The organism is Hyphomicrobium sp. 802 (assembly GCF_000526135.1).
Classification (GTDB): domain Bacteria; phylum Pseudomonadota; class Alphaproteobacteria; order Rhizobiales; family Hyphomicrobiaceae; genus Hyphomicrobium_B.
This window is the reverse complement of the sequence record NZ_JAFM01000001.1, coordinates 2,949,720-2,969,815: the sequence shown is the minus strand read 5'-3', so window position 1 is coordinate 2,969,815 and position 20,096 is coordinate 2,949,720. Positions and strand designations below refer to the sequence as shown.

The 20,096-nt window shown below is 60.0% G+C and carries 17 protein-coding genes; 6 read left to right on the top strand and 11 right to left on the bottom strand.

Annotated elements, in window-relative coordinates:
• Positions 1 to 103 precede the first annotated feature (103 nt).
• From HYP802_RS0115205 to HYP802_RS0115185, 4 genes are all read right to left on the bottom strand, one after another.
• On the bottom strand, positions 104 to 2,023 hold the full coding sequence (locus HYP802_RS0115205) for a response regulator (RefSeq protein WP_013948240.1): 1,920 nt from the start codon (positions 2,021 to 2,023) through the stop codon (positions 104 to 106).
• A gap of 11 nt (positions 2,024 to 2,034) precedes the next feature.
• Positions 2,035 to 7,665: a HAMP domain-containing protein gene (locus tag HYP802_RS0115200; protein ID WP_348623910.1), complete on the bottom strand. Its 5,631-nt coding sequence runs from the start codon at positions 7,663 to 7,665 to the stop codon at positions 2,035 to 2,037.
• Positions 7,666 to 7,972: 307 nt separating this feature from the next.
• Positions 7,973 to 8,515, bottom strand: coding sequence for a sigma-70 family RNA polymerase sigma factor (locus HYP802_RS0115190; RefSeq protein WP_013948238.1), 543 nt, complete (start codon positions 8,513 to 8,515; stop codon positions 7,973 to 7,975).
• On the bottom strand, positions 8,512 to 8,751 hold the full coding sequence (locus tag HYP802_RS0115185; protein ID WP_013948237.1) for a NepR family anti-sigma factor: 240 nt from the start codon (positions 8,749 to 8,751) through the stop codon (positions 8,512 to 8,514). The genes HYP802_RS0115190 and HYP802_RS0115185 overlap by 4 nt, the downstream gene beginning before the upstream one ends.
• A gap of 247 nt (positions 8,752 to 8,998) precedes the next feature.
• On the opposite strand from HYP802_RS0115185, the gene HYP802_RS0115180 reads away from it, so the two are divergent.
• Both HYP802_RS0115180 and HYP802_RS0115175 read left to right on the top strand, forming a co-directional pair.
• Positions 8,999 to 9,802 carry a response regulator gene (locus tag HYP802_RS0115180; RefSeq protein WP_024276071.1) on the top strand — a complete coding sequence of 268 codons (804 nt, stop codon included), beginning with the start codon at positions 8,999 to 9,001 and terminating at the stop codon, positions 9,800 to 9,802.
• Positions 9,803 to 9,967: 165 nt separating this feature from the next.
• Complete coding sequence (locus HYP802_RS0115175) at positions 9,968 to 10,528, top strand: SRPBCC family protein (protein ID WP_024276070.1); 561 nt, start codon at positions 9,968 to 9,970, stop codon at positions 10,526 to 10,528.
• Positions 10,529 to 10,594: 66 nt separating this feature from the next.
• Here HYP802_RS0115175 and HYP802_RS0115170 read toward each other — a convergent pair whose 3' ends face one another.
• Together HYP802_RS0115170 and HYP802_RS0115165 are read right to left on the bottom strand one after the other, a co-directional pair.
• Positions 10,595 to 11,212, bottom strand: coding sequence for a response regulator transcription factor (locus HYP802_RS0115170; protein ID WP_013948233.1), 618 nt, complete (start codon positions 11,210 to 11,212; stop codon positions 10,595 to 10,597).
• Complete coding sequence (locus HYP802_RS0115165; RefSeq protein WP_013948232.1) at positions 11,209 to 12,570, bottom strand: histidine kinase; 1,362 nt, start codon at positions 12,568 to 12,570, stop codon at positions 11,209 to 11,211. Before HYP802_RS0115165 ends, HYP802_RS0115170 begins: the two co-directional genes overlap by 4 nt.
• Positions 12,571 to 12,724: 154 nt before the next feature.
• Between HYP802_RS0115165 and HYP802_RS0115160 the strand changes: the two genes are divergently transcribed.
• Together HYP802_RS0115160 and HYP802_RS0115155 are read left to right on the top strand one after the other, a co-directional pair.
• Positions 12,725 to 12,934, top strand: a complete 210-nt coding sequence (locus tag HYP802_RS0115160; RefSeq protein WP_024276069.1) for a hypothetical protein — start codon at positions 12,725 to 12,727, stop codon at positions 12,932 to 12,934.
• A gap of 198 nt (positions 12,935 to 13,132) precedes the next feature.
• Complete coding sequence (locus HYP802_RS0115155; protein ID WP_024276068.1) at positions 13,133 to 14,743, top strand: hypothetical protein; 1,611 nt, start codon at positions 13,133 to 13,135, stop codon at positions 14,741 to 14,743.
• A 14-nt stretch (positions 14,744 to 14,757) separates the two neighbouring features.
• Here HYP802_RS0115155 and HYP802_RS0115150 read toward each other — a convergent pair whose 3' ends face one another.
• Complete coding sequence (locus HYP802_RS0115150; RefSeq protein ID WP_024276067.1) at positions 14,758 to 14,967, bottom strand: DUF2842 domain-containing protein; 210 nt, start codon at positions 14,965 to 14,967, stop codon at positions 14,758 to 14,760.
• Positions 14,968 to 15,074: 107 nt separating this feature from the next.
• On the opposite strand from HYP802_RS0115150, the gene HYP802_RS0115145 reads away from it, so the two are divergent.
• On the top strand, positions 15,075 to 16,196 hold the full coding sequence (locus HYP802_RS0115145) for a COX15/CtaA family protein (protein ID WP_024276066.1): 1,122 nt from the start codon (positions 15,075 to 15,077) through the stop codon (positions 16,194 to 16,196).
• A gap of 76 nt (positions 16,197 to 16,272) precedes the next feature.
• On the opposite strand, the gene argC is transcribed toward HYP802_RS0115145, so the two are convergent.
• The 4 genes from argC to rplM all read right to left on the bottom strand — a co-directional run bounded on the left by argC (position 16,273) and on the right by rplM (position 19,078).
• Positions 16,273 to 17,214, bottom strand: a complete 942-nt coding sequence (argC, locus tag HYP802_RS0115140; RefSeq protein WP_013948227.1) for an N-acetyl-gamma-glutamyl-phosphate reductase — start codon at positions 17,212 to 17,214, stop codon at positions 16,273 to 16,275.
• Positions 17,211 to 17,969, bottom strand: a complete 759-nt coding sequence (locus tag HYP802_RS0115135) for a TerC family protein (RefSeq protein WP_013948226.1) — start codon at positions 17,967 to 17,969, stop codon at positions 17,211 to 17,213. Before HYP802_RS0115135 ends, argC begins: the two co-directional genes overlap by 4 nt.
• 162 nt (positions 17,970 to 18,131) lie before the next feature.
• On the bottom strand, positions 18,132 to 18,611 hold the full coding sequence (gene rpsI, locus HYP802_RS0115130; RefSeq protein ID WP_013948225.1) for a 30S ribosomal protein S9: 480 nt from the start codon (positions 18,609 to 18,611) through the stop codon (positions 18,132 to 18,134).
• Positions 18,612 to 18,616: 5 nt separating this feature from the next.
• Positions 18,617 to 19,078, bottom strand: a complete 462-nt coding sequence (gene rplM / locus HYP802_RS0115125; protein ID WP_013948224.1) for a 50S ribosomal protein L13 — start codon at positions 19,076 to 19,078, stop codon at positions 18,617 to 18,619.
• Between the two features lie 403 nt (positions 19,079 to 19,481).
• Here rplM and HYP802_RS0115120 point away from each other — a divergent pair, with 403 nt between their 5' ends.
• Complete coding sequence (locus tag HYP802_RS0115120) at positions 19,482 to 20,072, top strand: hypothetical protein (RefSeq protein ID WP_013948223.1); 591 nt, start codon at positions 19,482 to 19,484, stop codon at positions 20,070 to 20,072.
• Positions 20,073 to 20,096 lie beyond the last annotated feature (24 nt).

Sequence of the window (20,096 nt, the reverse complement as noted above, 5' to 3'; positions counted from 1 at the left end):
AACGTCCGGAATCTAGCGCGGGTTTTCCGCACCGCACAATGTCGCATGGCCGCACGTCGCAAGAATGCGCGTGAACGCCCGTCGTATCGGTTGAAATTATCCTTCACGCGACCTGATTGGAGGTGCTGGCGGCGTGTTGCTCATCGGCGCGAAAGGCGAGCATCTTGATGAGATCCGTTACGTCGCCCGGATTGTACGGCTTCTTCAGATGCGGATATTCCCGCAAGCGCGGCGGCAGGAACACGAGGTCGTTGTAGCCGGTCGTAAAGGCGAACGGGATCATCCGCCGATCGAGAATCTCGGCAATCGGCGCGCTGTTATCGGCGCCGAGGTTGATGTCGAGCAGCGCAATATCGAAATTGGTTTCCGTCGCTGCACGCAAGCCTTCCGAAAGCTGCGCATATGGCCCGACGACCGTGTGCCCTTCCGTTTCGAGATCAAGCTTCAACTGCATGGCAATCAAGGCTTCGTCCTCGACCAGAAGAATGCGGCAGCTCCTCGGGGCCGGGATGCTTGCAGCGGGAAGAGGCGTGCGCGCCTTTGGCACGATCGCGATATGGCGCGTGCCGACAAGCTGTGTGCGTGACGAAAGCTCACCTTGGAAATCGAATTGGAATCCTTCGGGCGAGAAAGTCATCTCAGCCGTGCCGCCGCATTCCGATGCAGCGCTGCGGATCACCGCAAGGCCGAAACCATTGCGCGCCGGCTTGCTGCAATGAGGACCTCCGCGCTCCTGCCACGAGAACGCGATCTTGTCGCCTTCCGGCGTCGTGATGCGCGACCATCCAACATTGACCTTGCCACCCGCCGTCGAGAGCGCGCCATGCTTGACCGCGTTGGTGACGAGTTCGTGCAGGACGAGAGCCATCGACTGCCCGAACTTGGACGTCAGACGAATGCGGTCGCCGTCGACGATGATGTCGTTCGTGCTGCGAGAGCGGAAGGGAGCGAGTGCGCCCTGCACGAGTTCGTGCAGGTCCACGCCCGTCCAGCTGCTCTGGCGTAACAGATCGTGCGCCGACGACATCGCATGAATGCGCCCGTCGAGCGCCGACGCAAATGACGCAACCGAAACCGCATTGGCGCTTGAAAGCCGTGCAATTGCCGCAACATTCGCGAGGATGTTTTTAACGCGATGGTCAAGCTCGGCCATCAGAAGCTGCTGATGGCTCTCCGCCGATTTGCGTTCTGTAATGTCGAGTACCGTTCCGAGCACGCGCTGCGTGTCGCCGATGTTGATTGCGCGTCCGCGTGCGAGAATCCACGAAATGCCGCGTGCGCTCGTCACACGATATTCGAGTTCCGCAATGGAGTCGGCATAGTTGGCCGTGCGGACATAGTTTCTGACCATCTCGCGGTCGTCATCGTGCACGACCGACATGAAGTCTTCAAAGCTTTGCTGTTCGGGAACATCGCGATGCAGCACGTCTGAAGTGTTCGCCGACCAGCGCAGCATCTGCGTTGTCGCATCGTATTCGAACGTGGCGAGTTTGGCGGCCTCGCTCGCGAGACGCAGCCGCTCGGAGCTTTCTTGCAGCGCCGCGTGTGACGCCTCAAGCTGTTCGGCGCGTTGCTTGACGCGTTCTTCGAGTTCGGCATTAAGGGCGTCAAGCTGACGTGTCTTGCGATAAAGCTCGACGAAAATCTGTACCTTTGCCTTCAGGATTTCCGGCACGACCGGCACGGACACGTAATCGACGGCACCGGTTCGATAGCCTTTAAGAAGATCGTCCGTCTCAAGCCGCACTGCCGAGATGAAGATCACCGCCGTCTTTTCGTGGCGAGGATGGTCGCGGATCATCGCGGCAAGCTCGAAGCCGTCGAGATCGGGCATGCACACGTCCATCAGGATGACGGCGATGTCCGTCTTGAGGAGTGCCGTCAGTGCTTCCTCGGCGGTCGTTGCTTTGATGAGCGTCGCGTCGAGCCCGTCGAGAATGGCTTCATACGTCAAAAGCTTTCCCGGCTGATCGTCGACCAGCAGGATGTTGACGGGTTCAATAGGAGCGGTTTCCGCTGGCATTAGTGTCCTCGTCAACGATGTAGCCACATTCTCAACGCCGACAAAAGTTGCTCAGTATCCACGGGCTTTGCAAGATAATCCGAAGCACCCGCCTCAAGGCACTTCTCGCGGTCGCCCTTCATCGCCTTGGCCGTCAGCGCGATAATGGGTAGACGCTGGTTCTTCTCGCTGCTGCGGATCTTCTGCATGGTCTGATATCCGTCCATTTCGGGCATCATGATGTCCATCAGAACGATTGAAACATCCGTCGTGCTGAGCGTCTCGATGGCTTCGAGGCCGGTCGTCGCCGTCAGTACCTCCATGCCGCGCCGTTCGAGCAGGCTGCTCAGAGCGAAGATGTTACGCGCATCGTCATCGACGAGCAGCACTTTGCGCCCGACCAGATAGTCGTCGGTGTCGTGCAGGCGCGACAGCAGTTCCCGCTTCTCCGCGGGCAACTCCGTGACGACGCGATGCAGGAAGAGCGCCGTCTCGTCCAATAGACGCTCAGGCGACTCGACCCCCTTCACCACGACGGTGCGCGCATATTGCCGGATCTGCAGGTTTTCGTCGCTCGACAATTCGCGCCCTGTAAATACGATGACCGGAATATCGCGCATCGTTTCTTGCCGGCTCATGTGCTCCAGAATCTCGAAGCCCGACATGTCGGGCAACTTGAGATCCAAAACCACGCAATCGACATTCTCGAGCCGGAGCGTGTCGATCGCCGATTTGCCGTCTTCCGCCGTCAAAATCTCGACGTCGCTTTCTTTGAGAAGCGTCGAAATGCTGAGACGTTCCGCCGGATCATCCTCGACGATCAGCAGTCTCTTGGTGGCGGTCGCCGAAAACGCCCCGATCTTGCGCAGCGCTGACTTCAATTGATCCGCCTGCAAAGGTTTCGTCAGGAACGAATACGCGCCGCGCGCCAGGCCATGATGGCGATCGTCGTCGAGTGTCAGAACTTGCACAGGAATATGCCGGGTGAGTGGATTGTGCTTCAACTGGCTGAGCACCGACCAACCCAGAATATCCGGCAGGTGAATATCGAGAGAAATCGCAGTCGGATTGTAATCCGTCGCCAGCGTCATAGCATCGACGCCGCGTTGGCAGACGATGCCCTTGAAACCGGTGTCGTGCGCCGAGTCGAGAAGTATGCGGGCAAAATTCGGATCATCCTCGACGATCAACAGAACCTGATCGCCGGCAACGATACTGTCGCGGTCATCCTCGATCGTGGATGGCAACAACCCCGGATGCGGCAGCGCGACGGGCGATGTCATATTCGCTTCAGACTTCGTCCGGACATCACTCGCAAGCGAGGCGTAGCGCAGCGGCACGTAGAGCGTGAAGATGCTCCCGACACCGGGTTCGCTCGACAATTGAATTTCACCGCCGAGAAGGTGAGCCAGCTCGCGGCTAATCGCGAGGCCGAGACCCGTACCGCCGTACTTGCGGCTGGTGCTCGCGTCGGCCTGCTGGAAGGCTTCGAAAATAAGCTTCTGTTTGTCGGATGGAATGCCGATACCAGAGTCCTGCACCTCGAATGCAACGATGGTCGGCGCCGTCGATAGAATGGGATGCTCGGAATTCCACTTGTTGCCGTTGGCTGGTTTGACGGCCAGCCGCACGAACCCGTCGCGCGTGAACTTGAAGGCATTCGAAAGCAGGTTCTTCAGAACCTGCTGCAGACGCTTGGAGTCCGTGAAAATCGTCTTACCGAGATCAGCATCAAACGTAACTTGGAAATCGAGACCGCGCCGCTCGGCTTCGTGGCGGAACGGCCGCGCCACGGCTTCGATAAGACCGCCGAACGCGACCTCTTCTGCATCAACCGAAACGGTGCCGGATTCGATCTTCGACAGATCGAGAATATCGCTGATGAGGTTCAGAAGGTCGGTGCCTGCGCCGTGAATCGTACGCGCGAACTCGACCTGTTTCTCCGTCAAGTTCTTATCCGGGTTATCGCTGAGCTGCTGCCCGAGGATGAGGATGCTGTTGAGGGGCGTTCTCAGCTCATGAGACATGTTGGCGAGGAATTCGGACTTGTAACGCGACGTCAGAGCAAGCTCGGCTGCCTTTTCTTCCACCGCACGCCGCGCCTGATCGATTTCCTCGTTCTTGCGTTCGACTTCGACGTTACGTTCGGCGAGCTGCTGTGCCTTCTGAGCCAATTCTTCGTTGGTCTTCTGCATCGCGCGCTGCTGATCCTGCAACTCGGCCGCAAGCTGCTGCGACTGCATCAGCAGGCTTTCCGTCTGCATCGTCGCTTCAATACTGTTCAAGACGACGCCGATCGACACTGAGAGCTGTTCGAGGAACGTCAGCTGCGCAGGCTCGAAGTTTTGCAGCGAGCTGAGCGAGATGACGGCCTTCAGCCGATCCTCGAACGTGATCGGATGCACGATGACGCTGCGCGGCGGCGCTTTGAACACGACGGAATCGATGTTCGTCGTCGGCTGCGGAATGTCCGTTAGCACGCGACGCTGCTTTTCGACGGCGCATTGCCCAACGAGACTCGAGCCAAGTCCCAGCCGTTCCGGGTAGGGCGCCTGCGTGTCGTCGGCGTAGCTTGCGAGCAGCTTCAGCTCGCGGTTAGTCGCATCGTACTGATAGATGACGCCCTGATGCGCGTTGATGAGCGGCACGAGTTCCGACAGCAGTTTTTGCGACACTGTCATCACATCGCGCTGCCCCTGAAGCATGCTGGTGAAGCGCGCGAGGTTCGTCTTGAGCCAGTCCTGTTCAGTGTTGAGCTGCGTCGTGAGACGCAGGTTGCCGATCATCGTGTTGATGTAGTCTTTCAGCTCCGCGACTTCGCCGCGCGCTTCGACTTGAATCGTGCGCGAAAGGTCGCCACGTGCGACGGCCGTCGTCACTTCGGCAATGGCGCGCACCTGCGTCGTGAGGTTGGCGGCCAGAAGGTTGACGTTGCCGGTCAAATCTTTCCACGTGCCGGCGGTGCCCGGCACGTTGGCCTGACCGCCAAGACGTCCTTCGACGCCCACTTCGCGCGCCACCGTCGTCACCTGATCGGCGAACAGCGCCAGCGTTTCGGTCATGTCGTTGATCGTCTCCGCGAGCGCGGCGACTTCGCCTTTCGACTTCACCGTGAGTTTCGGTTTCAAGTCGCCGTTCGCAACCGCCGTCACGACTTTCACGATGCCGCGCACCTGTTCGGTAAGGTTCGCAGCCATGACGTTCACGGTGTCGGTCAAGTCCTTCCACGTACCGGCGACGCCCGGCACGGTCGCCTGACCGCCGAGCCGACCCTCAGTGCCGACTTCGCGAGCGACGCGCGTCACTTCGGAAGCGAAGGCATTGAGCTGGTCGACCATCGTGTTGATCGTCGTTTTGAGATCGAGAATTTCGCCTTTGACGTCGACGGTGATCTTTCGCGAAAGGTCGCCGCGCGCCACAGCGGTCGTCACTTCGGCGATATTGCGCACCTGCGTCGTGAGGTTGGCGGCGAGCAGGTTGACGTTATCGGTCAAGTCTTTCCAGGTTCCGCCGACGCCCGGCACGACGGCCTGACCGCCGAGGCGTCCCTCGGTACCGACTTCGCGGGCCACGCGCGTCACTTCGGCAGCGAACGACCGCAGCTGCTCGACCATCGTGTTGAGCGTTTCTTTCAGCAGCAAAATTTCGCCGCGCACGTCGACGGTGATCTTCTTCGACAGGTCACCGCTCGCGATGGCGGTCGCAACTTCGGCGATGTTACGAACCTGGGCCGTCAAGTTGCCGGCCATGAAGTTGACGTTGTCGGTGAGGTCCTTCCACGTACCGGCGACGCCCGACACCTGCGCCTGACCGCCAAGCTTGCCTTCGGTGCCGACTTCGCGGGCGACGCGCGTCACTTCGGAGGCGAAAGCATTGAGCTGGTCCACCATCGTGTTGATGGTGTTTTTCAACTCCAGAATTTCGCCTTTGACGTCGACGGTGATCTTTCGCGAAAGGTCGCCGCGCGCCACAGCGGTCGTCACTTCGGCGATGTTGCGCACCTGACCGGTCAGGTTGCCCGCCATCGAGTTGACGTTGTCGGTGAGGTCCTTCCACGTACCGGCGACGCCCGGCACCGCGGCCTGTCCGCCAAGCTTGCCCTCGGTGCCGACTTCGCGGGCGACGCGCGTCACTTCGGAAGCGAAGGCGTTGAGCTGGTCGACCATCGTGTTGATCGTGGTCTTGAGATCGAGAATTTCGCCTTTGACGTCGACGTCGATCTTCTTCGACAGGTCACCACGCGCGATGGCGCCCGAAACCTCGGCGATGTTGCGCACCTGTGTCGTGAGGTTCGACGCCATCGAGTTGACGCTGTCGGTCAAGTCTTTCCACGTACCGGCGACACCCGACACCTGCGCCTGGCCGCCAAGCTTGCCTTCGGTGCCGACCTCGCGCGCCACGCGCGTCACTTCGCCGGCGAAACCATTGAGCTGATCGACCATCGTGTTGATGGTCTCTTTCAACTGCAGGATTTCGCCCGAGACGTTGACCGTCACTTTCTTCGACAAGTCGCCGCGCGCAATAGCGGTGGCGACTTCGGCGATGTTACGCACCTGGCCTGTGAGGTTGCCGGCCATCGAGTTGACGTTGTCGGTGAGGTCTTTCCACGTACCGGCGACGCCCGGCACCGCAGCTTGGCCGCCGAGGCGACCCTCGGTTCCGACCTCGCGCGCAACGCGCGTCACTTCGGATGCGAAAGCGTTGAGCTGGTCGACCATCGTGTTGATGGTATTTTTCAACTCCAGAATTTCGCCTTTGACGTCGACCGTAATCTTGCGCGAAAGGTCACCGCGCGCCACGGCTGTCGTCACTTCGGCGATGTTGCGAACCTGTGTCGTAAGGTTCGCAGCGAGCAGGTTGACGTTGTCGGTGAGGTCCTTCCAAGTGCCGCCGACGCCCGGCACGACGGCCTGACCGCCGAGGCGACCCTCGGTGCCGACTTCGCGAGCGACGCGCGTCACTTCTGCAGCGAACGATCGCAGCTGTTCCACCATCGTGTTGATGGCTTCCTTGAGCTGCAGGATCTCGCCACGCACGTCGACCGTGATCTTCTTCGACAGGTCGCCGTTGGCGACGGCAATCGTCACTTCGGCGATGTTGCGAACCTGAGCCGTCAGGTTCGAGGCCATCAAGTTGACGCTCTCGGTCAGGTCCTTCCAGACGCCGGTCACTTCGCCAATCTGGGCTTGGCCGCCGAGCTTGCCCTCAATGCCGACCTCCCGGGCCACGCGCGTCACTTCCGAGGTGAAAATCGACAGCTGCTTGATCATCGTATTGACGATCGTCGCCGACCGCAGGAACTCGCCCTTGAGCGGACGACCATCGACGTCCAGCCGCATCGGTTGCAACAGGTTGCCCTGCGCGACGGCTTCGATCGTGCGCGTCACCTCGGTCATCGGCTGCAACAGGTCGTCGACAAGGCCGTTGATGGACTGTTCCATCTCGCCCCACGCGCCGAGCGCCAGGCCGAGCCGCACGCGCTGGTTGGTCAAACCTTCGCGGCCGACCGCATGGCCCAAATGCTGGAGCTGATTGGCCATGCGCTGGTTTGTAATAATGATGTCGTTGACGGTGTCGGCGATCTTACCAGCCAAGCCGTCCCAGTCGCCGCGCATGCGGACACTGAAATCGCCCTCCTTAACCGCCTGAAGTGTTTGGAGCATTTCGACGAGCACACCGCCCGAACCCGAAGGGTAGCGCTCGGATTCAACGGCGCTGATCTGCTCCGACATTCAAAACTCCCCTCGCGTCGCATTTTAACCCCGAAGAACGCTCAACCCCGGCAGTTTGTTCCATTGCCCTGCGGGCGCTCTCGGCCGTTCCCGCCGTTTATGATGACCGGTTCGGTAATAAGCATGGTCGGCTGCGACGCGGTCATCGAACCGCCGGTCTGCCGAGACCGTGAACTTGCGAAACTGCCGCAGCAAGCAGAACGAACAAGGTGGCCAAAGATTGGCTGACGCAAACGCGCTATCGGCCTGACGAGCTTTTGACGGCGTCTTCATCGTCCGGCACAGCTTCGCCTGGGAGCTGGCCGGTCATTTCCTCCAGAAGCCGATTACGGGCGCGGTTGACACGGCTTTTCATAGTCCCGACCGCGCAGCCGCATACGCGGGCCGCATCCTCGTACGAAAAGCCTTCCGCGGTAATGAGCAGCAGGGCCTCGCGATGGTCGGGCGATAGCCGCATCAGCGCTTTCTGCATGTCGTCGAATTCAAGATGGGTAAGCTGCGGCGGCGGCACGCTGGCATTCATCGCCGCATGATCCTCATCGAGCTCTTCACGCTGGGATTTCCGATAGTACGTGAAATAGGTGTTGCGAAGGATGGTGAACAGCCACGCCTTGAGGTTGGAATCCGGCACGAACGAGTCCTTGTGAGTCCAAGCTTTAAGCAAGGTTTCCTGGACAAGATCGTTCGACAGCTGCGCGTCGCCGCTCAGCGAATGTGCAAAGGCCCTAAGATTTGGGATCGCCTCGATCAGCGCGTCCCCGAAACTCTTAGTTTCCGTCACTTCTGCTGCTCCTTGGCCTCGAGCTTGCGGACAAGTTCGAGAAGGTCGTCGGGGACGGGCTCCTGGGCGATGGTGTCATACATCGCCCGCATGCGCTGACCGATGAGCTGCGCGGCAAATCCGGGAAGCTGCGGAAGAGGGCCTTTTGCGGCCTCGGGTTCCGGCTGACCTTCCGGTTCCGGAAAGTCGCCGTCCGTTCTCTTGCAATCCTCGGGTGCGTCGAGGCGATGCTGCATGACGTGATCTTGAGCCCTGTTGAAGATTGCGACCGGCCCCGATTGAGACAAACTTCTGTAACATTGTCAGCAGGGGGGCTCGTCTGCCGAACGTGGCACAAGAGATTTTGTTCCGGGTGGGAACCATCTCTTCCACAGGTTCGTTGTTGTTCCGGTAGAGATTGGCCATCGCGGAGGTTGCGCGGGCGGCATTGCCGCTCGCCAAGGATGAGTTTACTCATCCGCTTGGCTTGGGAGGTCCAAAGCTATGTCGATTGCGCAGACAATACGTGTGCACTTGCCTTATTTACGGCGGTTCGCGCGGACCTTGACCGGCGCGCAGCAGACGGGCGACGCCTACGTTGCAACGCTTCTCGAAAGTCTGGTTTCAACGCCGTCGGACTTCCCCACGAACATGCCGCCGCGCATGGCGCTCTATCACCTGTTCCTGAAGGTCTGGAATTCGGTCCGGCTCGATTCGAACGGCGGCGACGAAATGACCAGCGCGCTTGTCGCGGCCCAGCGGAAAATAAACTCGATCAGCTCGCTGCCCCGGCAAGCGTTCCTGCTGGTTGCGGTTGAAGGCTTCACCTCGGCCGAGACGGCCGCCATTCTCGAAGTCACCGAGCCCGACGTCGAGAAGCTGCTCGAGGTCGCAGGGCAGGAAATTGCTCATCAGGTCGCGACCAATGTTCTCATCATCGAGGACGAGCTGCTGATCGCGATGGACCTTGAAACCATCGTCACCAGCCTCGGCCATTCCGTGCAGGAAGTGGCAACCACGAAAAACGAAGCGCTCGCCGCTGTGAAACGCAACAAGCCGGGCCTCATCCTCGCCGACGTCAAGCTTGCCGACGGCAGTAGCGGCCTTGAAGCAGCCAAGGAGATCGTCGCCGAAGGCGAAGTTCCGATCATCTTCATCACGGCCTATCCCGAAAAGGTCCTGACCGGCGAACGCCCGGAGCCGACCTTCCTCATTTCAAAGCCGTTTCAGCGCGACACCGTCATGGCGATCATCAGCCAAGCGCTGTTTTTCGATACCAAGGCCCATCCTCGAACCGCGGCCGCCTGATATCTAAAGCCGGCGCTCCGAGCCTGGATATACAATCCAGGCAGTCCGAGCCCTTCCGGCAAGATTTTTTCCCATCGTAATAAAGTAACGCGCTTGTGAAGCCGGGTGTCCCGGCTTTTTCGTATGAGCGTTGGGACTGACAAAAAAACTTGGGAGTGAAGCGCAATGAAATTGGCACAGGGTCCTGTCTTCGCCGGACTGATTGCCGGACTGCTCGTGGGAACGCTTGGCGCCGTCACCGCCGCCAACGCGGCCAGCATTGCCGTCGGCAAAAAGCTGGAGCTCAAGGTCGACCCGGCAAAGATGAAAGAAGAGCGCAATCGTCTCTGGGCCAAGTACGGCGGCTGGTGCGCGATCCAGGATTGGCATCCGGCCATCGCGAAATGCGAGGAAACCACCGAGGGCGACGCCAAGGTCCGCATCCTGACACTAAAGGGCGGCGGCACGATCAAGGAAAAGCTGCTCGACGTGAAGCCGAACTTCTACCGCTATGAAATTCTCGAAAGCCCGCTGCCGGTCAAAAATTATCAGGCGCAGTTTGCCCTGACACCGGATGACGACGACGAGGATGAAATCAATTTCGCTTGGTCTGCCGTATTCGATCCCGCGGACGGTAAGTCCGACAAGGAATCCCGCGACGTGATCGATGGCATCTTCAAAGCCGGTCTCGACAACATCAAGAAAACGGCGGGCACCAAGCCTGACGATGACGACGACAAGAAGTAAGCGTCACGCGAAACGGTTGAAAAGGCGCCGCGCAATCGGCGCCTTTTTTTTTCGCTCGTCGAGCGATCATGCCTTTAGCGTTTCGATCGCGAGGCGGATGAGGTCAGCGGTCCGGTCGACGCCGAGCTTCACCTTCATCTGCGTGCAGATATTGGCGACGGTTTTGTACGCGATTCCGAGATTTTCGGAGATCGCCGTCATGCTCTTGCCCTGTCCGAGCATCCGAAGAATCTCGACCTCGCGGATCGACAGCGATTGCAGCGGATCGTCCGACGAAATCTGGCTGACCGCGATGCGTGACGCGAGATCTCTGTCGATGTACTGCTCGCCGGCGCGCACCTTGCGGATCGCCGCGATCAGCTCTTCGACCGGCGCGCTTTTGCTGACATAACCCCGCGCTCCGCCGCGCAGCGCGCGAACCGCATAGATCGGCTCGTGGTGCATACTGAAGACGACGACCCGCGCGTTGCCGTCAGTGGCGAGAATTTGCCGGAGAACTTCAAGGCCGCCGGCGCCTTCGAGATTGAGATCGAGCACGACGACGTCCGGCCGCTCTTGCCGGTAGACGGTGAGGGCCTCCTCAATGCCGGACGTTTCCAAAACGTCCGCTTCGAAATGTGCCACGAACAGCTTTCTCAGCCCCTCGCGCACAACACCATGGTCATCGACAATAAGTATTTTCATGCTGCACTCGTGGTCATGTTTTGCTGGCCATCATTCTTATTTCGCGCCAGCGGCAGTGGAATCTCGACAATCAACAACACGCCTTTCCCCCCTTCGCGATCGGCAATGCGGAGACGGCCGTCAAGCGACGCCACGCGCTCTCGCATTCCTGCAAGACCAAATCCTCTCGTTCCATTCACCGTAATTCCCGAGCCGTCGTCCGATACGACGATCCGCAATGCGCCATCGACGCGCCGCGCCGTAAGTCCGATGGCGGAAGGCTGCCCATGCCGCACGGCATTGCTCGTGCCCTCCTGCAAAATCCGAAAAGCGACCTCCTCGATGCCGATTGGAAAACGCGCGTCCTCGATGTCCATCGTGAAGTTGATGTTGGGTCGTCGCGCCTTCCAGAACGCGACCAGCTGCTCGACCGCGATGACCAGTCCCTGATCGATCAGCAGCGCCGGCCTGAGGCGGCTCAGAATGGCGCGCAAATGCACCTGCATGTGCTGGACCGACTGGCGAATGGCCTTGCTGCGTTCGACGACCTCATCGGAGGCGTTGCGCGAGGCGAGGAGAGGGATCGCCTGCGCATCGACGTCGGCGGCGAAAAGAAACGGGCCAATCTCGTCATGGAGATCGCGGGCGATCTCGGAACGCTCTTCTTCCTGTACGGTCGAAAGCTGCTCGTTGAGGCGATGGTTATCCTGCTCGGACGCTTGCAGCTGGTCGGCCATGCGGTTGAAAGCCTGATAGATCAGTTTCAGGTCTTCGGGACCGGATTCGGCGACGTGGGCCGTGTAGTCGCCTTTCCCAACGCGGTCGAGCGCAGACGAAAGCTGTTCCAGTGGTCGGAGCGCCCGCCCGAGCGTGGCGTAGATCAGCGTCAGCACAATCGCGCAGAAGCTTGCGATGATCAGGAATTTGAGTTTCAGATCTTCCCAGACCTCGCTGACTTCATTGTGCGGATCGGCCTGTATTTGAATTGTGCCGAGATCTTCGACGCCCTTTGGGAGTTCGAACGTCCGTGCCCTCTGCTCGCCGGCAAGAAGCCCGAACAGCCAACTCGGGGGAGGATCAAACGGCTTTTCGAGACGCGACACGCTCGCAATCTTCCCGGCCGGGTTGACGAGGCGAGCAACGATGTGCCGGTCGCCATCGAACGAGGAGATGATCCTGCGAACCTGCGTGTTCGCGTCGGGACCTGGCACGACGGACGTCAGCGCATCGCCGACGGCGCTGCTCGCGACTTCCATGGCCGACGACATTTCAAGATCGATCTTGCGCAGCCCATAGAGGTACGTCAGCACGCCGCCACCGATAAGGCAAAGCGCGAGGACGAGCGCGACGAGCGCGAGAAGTCGGCGTCTCAAGGGCATTCGTAAAGCAATGCAAACAATTGTAACATTGTAACTTCTTGGCCCACGCCGATGTGTGCGTCAAGCAAAGTTGCCAAAGCGTCGGTCGGCGAATGGCAAAGAACCTGCATTTCATCGTTTGTAAACGAATTCGAATGCCGGAGCGTACCATTTCATGACGCCGTATTTTCGTTCCTACGCCGCCAACTTCAATCGCATACGCCTATTGGAGATGATCGACTATCGCGAACCGCAAACGAGCCGTCGCGAAATGCAACAATTACCGACGATATGCGCGCAGGAACGAGAAATCCGCGCTTTTTCCGATCTGCAATTCGTTGCTGACTCGAAGCGCAACGGCGTCCTTTCGGGAATTATTCCCTGATTTGCGGGAAAAGTTTCCAGTCGCAAGCCCAGCGTCTTTACCCGGTTTTTGCTATTGCGAGGCTTCGATGATGCGCCCTGTGAATTCGTCGGGCGCGCGCAATTGTCTCCAATCTTTTCATTTCCATTAAGCACTTGCTAACTTCGCCAGACGCTTACTCGGGGCATTGCCGAAACCCCGGACTGAGCCCTGAAAGTGATGCCGTCGCGTGTGTCTGCGTTGCCTGAACCCCGTCAAGCGCCGACCATAACGGAAGCGCTGAAGCAGAAGGCTATGCTGCTCCTCCTGTTGAGCGCATTTGTCAGTACGGTGACATATGCGGTGCTCTCGCTGATCGCGCCGCAGTATGAAAGCGAAACCGCAATCGCCATCCAGCCGGAAGGCGCCACGTCACCGGCTGCAATGGATCAGGCCGCAATCAGCACCTACATCGGCGCTCTGGAATCGTCTTTCTTGTTGCGTCCCATCGCTGATGAGCTCGCGCTCTCTAAGCAGCCCGAGTTCAACGGCGCGCTGGGGCCGGTCGATCTGCTTCATGCCGCGCGGCGCGCGGTCGGATTGGACAACGACGGCGGCGGTGCCAACGAATTGACGCGCGTCGTCGCGGCTTTGCGCAACAGCCTCGACATCCACGGCACGAATGACCGTCACGCTATCGTCATTCGCGCGACGTCTCTTGATCCTGCGCGCGCTGCCAAAATCGCGAATACCATCGCCGACAAATATGCCGCGATGCTCGCGCAAGAGGCCAAAAGCGTGCAGATGGGTCTCTATCGCGCACCGGATGCGCCCAAGAATAAAGCGGCGGCACCGCCCGTCGCGCATATCCTATCGAAGGCCGTGGCGAACGCCGTGCCCGCCTACCCGAAGAAGATCGAGCTTTCGGTCGTGGCAGGCGCGGCCTTTGCGTTGTTCGCTGTCGCGTGGATCGTCGTGACGACCGCGCTGCGCGGACTGCCGAAGCGGCAACCTGCAAAACCATCAGCCCCGCACGTCGATGCGCCCGCGCCAAAGCCAGAACCGCTTCTGGAGACCAAGCCCGAGATCGCGGACGAGCCCATGCTGGCTGAGAATATATCAGAGGCCGCTGCACTGCCCGCCGAGCCGGATGACATCGCCGCTGTGCCATCCGCCATGACGCACGATCAATCCACCGCCTTTACTGAAATCGAAAAGCTCGCCCTCCGCCTCAAGGCGCAGCGGCCGTCGGGAGGCGGACACCGCACACTCATCACGTCGGAGAGCGAGGACGTCATGCCCTACGAGCAAGCGCTGGAGTTGGCGAAAGTTCTCGCTGGCTGCGGCGCGCAAACAATCCTGATCGATTGGAGCCCGAGCGGGAAAGGATTTGCAAAGGCAGCCGGGGTCGAGGCGAGCGTGGGCTGGAACGATCTGTTGCAGGGCCGCGCAACCTTCGACGATATCATCCATCGGCTGCCCGGCAGTCGCACTCAAGTGATTGCTAGTGGCGTTGCGCTTCCGTACGGCGGTCGCAAGTTGGACGCCGACCTGCTGAACCTAGCGCTCGACGCCTTGGACGAGGTTTATGACCATATCGTCGTGACAGGACGTCACAACGAAGCGCGTGCATTGTTCGAATGTATCGAAGGCCGTTTCGATGCCGGGATTACAGTCGAGCCGAATGGCGACGGCACGTCATCGTCGAGCGACGCAACGACCTTCCTGAGTTTTGACGTCACCGACATCGATATCTTGCATTATCGGCGTCCCGAGCCGGCCGTTTCGGCCATGACGCAGCGCATTGCCCGTGCGACGCGCGCGCGTGAGTTAGCCATTCAGCACGCCTAGCCGCGTTCTCTGTTTCAGCGGTCGGGACGTTGCATCCAGCTGATGAGCCACGCGGCCGGGAGCGTCCACAGCAGTCCGGCGACCGCGTAATAGACAAGCTCCGCAAATTTACTGACGTTGCGAACCTGCAGGACAACCGCGACTGCGACCGCCAGGACTGCATAGATGCCCACGAGCAAAAGCAGAGCTACCGTGCCGAGAAGCTTTCTTTTGCGCTGCGTCATAGCTCGACAATCGCCCGCGTTGAAGCCCGCGCCGCATGGGCGCATTGCTCCGCCTCAATGAAAGAGTATCACACCCCGATTAAACGGCTTGAGGATATGCCCCGCCGATGAGCACGATGCAACTTTCCGATAATCGCGGCACGACGGCCCAAAACGGCAAAGACGCCGGTCGGCGCTCCGTTTCGCTCTGGCTTTGGTTCGTGGCCGCGCTGGTGCTGGCGATGGTCGTCGTCGGGGGCGCCACGCGACTGACGGAAAGCGGGCTTTCGATCACCGAATGGCAACCGATCCTCGGCGCGATCCCGCCGCTGAACGAAGCCGACTGGATGGCGGCGTTCGACAAGTACAAACAGATCCCACAGTACACGGCCATTCATGATGGCATGTCCCTCGATCAGTTCAAATTCATTTACTATTGGGAATGGAGCCACCGGCTGCTCGGCCGTGCCATCGGCTTCGTGTTCGCCATTCCGTTTCTGTACTTCTGGTGGACCGGCAAGCTGAAGCGCGGCACGGGAAAGAAGTTTCTCGGCATCCTCGCTCTGGGCGGACTTCAGGGCTTCATTGGTTGGTACATGGTCAGCTCCGGTTTGAGCGAGCGCATCGAAGTAAGCCAGTACCGGCTTGCGCTGCATCTGGTGACGGCGTTCATGATCCTCGGTCTGCTCGTTTGGGCGGCGCTCGAAGAATGGCCGCGCGAGGAGCGCATCACGGGCGAGGTGGCGACGCCGTTGATCAAGCGTATGGCCGCCATCATCGTTGCCACGGTTCTTATTCAGGTCATGCTCGGCGCTTTCGTGGCGGGGCTCAGGGCTGGGTACATCTACAACACGTGGCCGTCGATGGATGGTCAGTTCATTCCCAGCGACTATTGGATCAAGCCTGCTTATCTGACCTTCTTCGAAGGTCATGCCGCCTCGCAGTTCAATCATCGCATGGTGGCGTATCTCGTCGCCGCTTTGGCCATTTTCCAGATTTGGCTGACGACGCGCACGCCAGTCGATGATCGCATCCGCCTGACGTCGCAATGGCTCGGCGCCGCAGTCGTCTTCCAGATTGCGCTCGGCATTACGACGCTGCTGCTGCACATGCGTCTCGACCTAGCCCTGTCGCATCAGGCAGGCGGCGCGATCGTTTTCATTCTGGCGGTCGTGCATTTGCACGCAACGCGCCGCGCTGGGATCGTTCCGCGCGATTACTTCGCCGCCCGCGGTCGCGCATCCGCCTGACGTTTCGCTCGCTCAATCTCCCTCCCCTTGACGGGGAGGGGCGACGAGCTTGTTTCGAGCGAAATGCGAATGCCGCTTACAGGCCGAGCATCAGTTTGATGTTCTGAACGGCCGCGCCGGCCGCGCCCTTGCCGAGATTGTCGAGCCGCGCGACGAGCACCGCCTGATTCAGCGCAGCCTTTCCGAAGACGTACAGTTCAAGCTTGTCCGTTCCGTTCAGTGCTTCGGCTTCGAGGCGGTTCATCTTCGCCGATGGCTCGGCGATAACGCTCACGTACGTACTGCCGCGATAGTGCTCTTCCAGCACACGCTCGATATCGCGCAGGCACGGCTTGCCCGGCAGTGTATCGAGATGCAAGGGCACGGAGACGAGCATCCCTTGCCGGAAGTTGCCGACGCTCGGCACGAAAATCGGCCGCCGCGATAGACCCGAATACCTCTGTAGCTCGGGCACATGCTTGTGCTCCAGGCCGAGTCCGTAAAGCTCGAACGACGGCGCCGTACCAGCCTCATAGGCTTCAATCATCGTCCGTCCGCCGCCCGAATACCCCGACACGGCATTGACTGTGATCGGATAGTCCGGCTCGATGATGCCCGCGTCGACCAGCGGCCGCAGCAGCGCGATCCCGCCCGTCGGATAGCAGCCGGGATTGGCGACACGCATCGCTCTCCGGATGACGTCGGCGTGGCCGGGCGTCAGTTCGGCGAAACCGTAAGCCCAGCCTTCCGCGACGCGATGCGCCGTCGAAGCATCGACGATCTTCGGCGCTTGCGCCCCGAGTTCATCGGCAAGCGCCACGGTCTCGCGGGCAGCATCGTCCGGCAGGCACAGCACGACGAGATCGACGTCGCGCAGCATATCTGCCCGCGCGGCACGATCCTTCCGCTTGGCCGGATCGATGCTTTTAACGTCGATACCGGCGACGCCAGCCAGCCGCTCGCGGATTTCGAGGCCGGTCGTTCCGGCCTCGCCATCAATGAAAACCCGCGCGAGCTTCGTTTGTGTTGCGGTCGTCATCCTAACCACATCCCGATGCGATGCTTGATGCCTTCCCAGATCGTTTCCGAGCAGCCGATGCCATAGTTGGCACAGGCGATCCGGTGGCTATCGCGATAGATCATGTCGAGCGCAACATACAAGATGATGGCAAGGCCGACCCAGGCGATCCAGGGATAGCGCGCGAGCAGCTTGGCGATGTACGTCGAGGCAACTGCCATAAGAACGATGGCGATCGCCAAACCGATGATGAGGACGAGCGTCGATTCACCCGCCGCGCCCGCGACCGCAAGCACGTTGTCGAGCGACATTGAAAGGTCGGCGAGGATGATCGTCCAAAGAGCGCCCCAGAACGACACCGGGTTCGGATGCGGGGCGCCTGAGGCGAGGTTCTTTTCGACCTCGTGAATGGAATGCGTGTCGGCTTCGACGATCTGCTTGTACATTTTCCAGCACACGAACAGCAGCAGGATGCCGCCTGCAAGCGTCAGTCCGATGACTTGCAGCATCTGCTGCGCGATGCCGGAGAAAATGATCCTCAGGATCACGGCGCCGAGGATGCCCCAGAAGATAACCTTCGTCCGCATCGACTTCTCGACGCGGGATGCTGCCATGCCCACCACGATGGCGTTGTCGCCCGCGAGCGTCAGATCGATCATCAGGATGTTGAACAGCGGCACGGCGTGGGTCCGCCACCAGTGCGGTGAGAGCAGTAAGCCGATGTCCGTTACAAGAACCGTCCATAGGTCATGAATGCCGTTTAATACTGCGTCCATTCTCTCTCCGAACCCCCCGGTCCTTAAGCCTGTGCCACAACGGCCGAAAGCCAGTGGCTATGTGGCATCACGGCGCCTCTGCGACAACCCTTCCGAGCCAGAAAAGCAAACAGCCCGCCAAGGTGGCGGGCTGTGCTTTCGTCCCAGGCGATCGCTGTTTGATTAGCGCTTCGAGAACTGGAACGACTTACGAGCTTTCACCTTGCCGTACTTCTTACGTTCGACAACGCGGCTGTCGCGCGTCAGGAAGCCCTGCTTCTTCAGCACACCGCGCAACTCCGGCTCATAATAGGTGAGAGCCTTGGAGATGCCGTGACGCACGGCACCGGCCTGACCCGAGAGACCGCCGCCAGCGACGGAAATACGGATATCATACTGCGTGGCGCGGTTCGCGAGATCGAGTGGCTGCTGCAGAAGCATCTGCAGAACCGGACGTGCGAAGTAGGCCTTATAGTCTTTCTCGTTGACCGTGATCGTGCCCTTGCCCGGCTTCAGCCAGACGCGAGCGACGGCGTTCTTGCGCTTACCTGTTGCGTAAGCGCGGCCGAGCTTGTCGAGCTTCTGCGTGCGCACCGGCGCCGCTTCGGGCTCCGAGCCCTTGACGGCCGCGAGATCGGCGAGGGTCTTTGTTTCGGTAACCATGGATATTAGACCCTCACGTTCTTGCGGTTGAGCTTCGCGATATCGAGCTTTTCCGGGTTCTGCGCTTCATGCGGATGCGCGGCGCCCTTGTAGACGCGAAGGTTGCGCATGATCTGGCGATGAAGAGGTCCGCGGGCGAGCATGCGCTCGACGGCCTTCTCGATGATCCGTTCCGGATGCTTGCTGTCGAGAATCTGCTTCGGCGTCCGTTCCTTGATGCCGCCCGGATAGCCGGTGTGCTTGTAGTAGACTTTGTCTTCGCGCTTGGCGCCGGTGAAGACGACCTTCTCGGCGTTGATGACGACGATGTTGTCACCGCAATCGACGTGTGGCGTGTAGATCGGTTTGTGCTTGCCCTTGAGGCGCGTCGCGATGAGAGCGGCGAGGCGGCCGACAACGAGCCCTTCGGCGTCGATGAGGACCCACTTCTTCTCCACCGTGGCCGGCTTGGCGACATAGGTAGACATTATATTGAAGCTCCTTGGCGGATGGCTCCGCGCCCAGACGGCTGGTCGCGTGGCGTTCCGAGAAGCGGCGTGAATACGCAGAAATACCGATCCTTGGCAAGAACAATTTCTTGTTTCTAATATTATATAGCAAAATCAAATAGATAATAAATACGGTAAAATAACACCACATTGCGGTATTACAATACCACCTCACGCCGGTCCCAGCTTCCCCGCCGTGCAAGCCTTGTTCATGGGCGGTGCAGGGAGCATGGATTAAATCCCACACTGATCTTCGCGCGCCACACCGGGACCGAAATCTGAAAGCGGAACGGCGGAAGCTTTCTCGTTATCGTCCGAGTGGGCGTAAGAGGTCGCGGGGCAACAGGTCCGCGTGATGCGGAAAGTGTACTGGAGGAACACGATGTCGGTCTTTCTGGCCAAGGCGGCGCTGCGCACGATCATCGGGGGGCTCGCTCTCGCTGCCAGCGTGACACTGGCGAACGCCGAAGATGTCGCCGCACCGACCAATCCTCCGGCCGCGCAGGGCGATGCCAGCGGCTCGGACGCGCCTGCTCCCGACGATGTGAAGCAGATCAAGCTGACCGACGATCAAGTGACGCGCTTCATCGCCGCGCAGGCCGACCTCGCGGCGATCGCCAGCAAAATCCAGGCGGCGGGTGACAAGCCCGATCCAGCACTCCAGTCGGAACTCGAAGGCATCGCAAAGAAGCACGGCTTCAAAACCTTCGCCGAACTGGATGACGTCGCCGCGAACATCTCGATCGTCATGGCCGGACTGGACTCCGGCACCGGCAACTTCGTCGATCCGGTTGATGCGCTGAAAAAAGAGCGCGAGGAAGTCGAGAAGGATACGACGATCCCAGACGCCGACAAGAAGCAGCTTCTTGACGAGTTGAATGAAGCGATCGGCACGACGCCGCGCCTCCAATACAAGGAGAACGTCGAGATCGTGAAAGCGCATCGCGCCGAGATCGAGAAGGCGTTACAGTAGCGAAACGCTCGTGGACGGGCGTCA